Here is a 2469-nt window from a genome sequence, read left to right on the forward strand (position 1 = left end):
AGCGTCGCGCGCAGGAAGCGGTTGCCCGTGAGCAGCGCGAACGGCCCGATCAGTCCGCCGAGATCGCAGATATGCAGCGGCAGGCCGGTGAGCCAGTCGATGCCCGATGCGTGAAACCAGGCATTCTGGAACACCCAGAACACGATGCAGGACCAGGCGAAGCCGCGCCGGAACGCTTCTTCCGCGCCGCTGTCGCGCAGGCGCCGCGCGGCGATGATGAGGAGCGCGATGGCGAGGAGGCACACCAGCACGGAGACTGCGTGCAGCGGCGTGTATGGCTTGAAAATCGCCCACGGGCCGGGCGTGATCGCCGCGATCGTCGGCTGCATCGTGACGGCCCCCTGTCCGCGACTCAGCAGGAAGCGGGAAGCCTAGCGCCAAAGCATGGCTGTGTAGAGATGCGGGGCGCTGCGGCGGAAGCGAACGTTCCATGCGCAGGCATGCGCATCGGCATCTACAAGGTCGCGCGGTCGCTTCGCTTCAATAGTCATTTAAGTCAAGAGCAATGGGATGTGTTCGAGCGGGATTGTGTAGAGCGCGGTTTCGTTCTTTGAGCCCCGTTGCGTTGGCTAACTTGTGCGGGGACGTCTACCCGCAGCGCAAAATATCGCGGCGACTGCAGCGAACGTCAGATATATCGATTATCGTACGAGATTTTCCGCAACTTGGCTTGCCTGCCGCAGGAAGCACGGCGCAAAAGCTGTCATCTGCGCGACCAGAAAAGGGCTACTGAAATACCATGCCGGCTACCGCCGCGACGACCTCAGACGTTGCCACCCCGGTCAATCCGCGCTCGCGGGTGATCGTCGCAAGCCTCGCCGGCACCACCGTCGAGTTCTACGACTTCTACGTCTATGCGACCGCGGCGGTGCTGGTCTTCCCTCACCTGTTCTTCCCGCACGGCAACGAGACCACGGCGCTGCTCGCCTCGTTCGCGGTGTTCGGCGCCGCGATGATCGCCCGGCCGCTCGGCGCGATCTTCTTCGGCCATCTCGGCGACAAGCGCGGCCGCAAGATCACGCTGGTCGGCGCGTTGCTGACAATGGGCATCGCGACCTTCCTCATCGGGCTGCTGCCGACATTTCACGTCGCCGGCTGGATCGCGCCCGCGCTGCTGGTCGTTCTGCGCCTCGCGCAAGGATTCGCGCTGGGCGGCGAATGGAGCGGCGCCGCGCTCGTCGCCACGGAAAATGCGCCACAGGGCAAGCGCGCGATCTTCGGCACCTTCCCCCAGCTCGGCGCGCCGATCGGCTTCATCATCGCGAACGGACTCTTCCTGATCATCGCCGCGCTGTTGCCCTCCGAGGACCCGTCGCGTCCGTCCGACGCCTTCCTCACCTGGGGATGGCGCATCCCGTTTCTGTTCTCGGCGGTGATGGTCATCATCGGCCTGTGGGTGCGCCTCAATCTCGTCGAAAGCACCGCGTTCGAGAAAACCGTGAAGACCGGCCGGGTCCAAAAGGTGCCGCTCGCCGCCGCGATCAAAACCTATTGGCGCGAGCTGATCCTCGGCACCTTCTACATGCTGGCGACCTACGTTCTGTTTTACCTGATGACGACGTTTTCGCTCAGCTACGGTCGCGCGCCAGTGAACGCCGCGTTGCCCGGCCTCGGCTACGATTACGGATCGTTCGTGCTGATGATGATCGTTGGCGTGGTGTTCTTCGGCATTTTCACACTGGGGTCCGGTCCCTGGGCCGACCGGTGGGGACGCCGCGCCACGCTGATCTGGGTCACGGTCGCCATTGTCATCTTCGGCCTCCTCTGGGTGCCGATGCTGTCCGCCGGCTTCGTTGGAGTGATGGCGTGGCTGATCGTCGGGTTCGTCCTCATGGGCATGACGTTCGGTCCCATGGGCGCGCTGCTGCCCGAGCTGTTCCCCGCGAACGTCCTCTACACGGGCTCGGGCGTTTCGTACAACGTCTCGTCGATCCTTGGCGCTGCGGTCGCGCCCTTCATCGCGGTCGCGCTCTGGAGCGCCGGCGGCGGCAGCCCGTTCTGGGTCGGCATCTATCTGTCCGGGATGTCGATGCTGACCCTGATCGCGCTGCTGATGGGGAAGGAGACGAAGGACGTTGATATGGAGGTGTAGAGCGGAGGGCGACCGGCAACCGCCGTCGCGTGGGGCAAGGTGCGGGGCGCACAAAACGAAATGGCCGGGACAAGCCCGGCCATGACGGAGAGAAGTTCGCGCCCTTACTTCTGCGTCGCGATATAGGCTCGGCTCCTGCCTGAGGTTCGGCCGCACGCAGAATACAAGCCGACTCAAAACGCCTGATACGTCTGCCCGAACTTGCCGCCGACTCTGCGGAATCCCTCCGACGCGGGCGCGTAATTCTGCTGGATGTTGAGCGCCTTCGCGTATGAGCCCGCGGCCTTTTCCTTGTCGCCCAGGCGCTCATAGGCGAGACCGCGCGAGGTCCACGCGGCGAAATTCTGTTCGTCGATGCTGACCGCGTTGTCGAGATC

2 protein-coding genes and 1 pseudogene are annotated in these 2469 nt (G+C 64.2%); 1 reads left to right on the forward strand and 2 read right to left on the reverse strand.

Annotated features, from left to right (window positions below):
* A partial coding sequence (locus VN004_RS11135; RefSeq protein ID WP_325609926.1) for a hypothetical protein occupies positions 1–329 on the reverse strand: 329 nt, incomplete at its 3' end.
* Positions 330–739: 410 nt separating this feature from the next.
* Here VN004_RS11135 and VN004_RS11140 point away from each other — a divergent pair.
* A complete protein-coding gene (locus tag VN004_RS11140) occupies positions 740–2092 on the forward strand; it encodes an MFS transporter (RefSeq protein WP_325609928.1) in 1353 nt (450 codons plus the stop codon).
* A gap of 173 nt (positions 2093–2265) precedes the next feature.
* On the opposite strand, the pseudogene VN004_RS11145 reads toward VN004_RS11140, so the two are convergent.
* Positions 2266–2469, reverse strand: a pseudogene (locus VN004_RS11145) (tetratricopeptide repeat protein); the annotation flags it as partial.

It is taken from the genome of Pseudorhodoplanes sp. (genome assembly GCF_035565855.1).
GTDB lineage: Bacteria > Pseudomonadota > Alphaproteobacteria > Rhizobiales > Xanthobacteraceae > Pseudorhodoplanes.

Excerpts from the sequence above, each read along its gene's own strand:
- VN004_RS11140 (WP_325609928.1), top strand. The coding sequence starts at position 740 with ATGCCGGCTACCGCCGCGACGACCTCAGACGTTGCCACCCCGGTCAAT.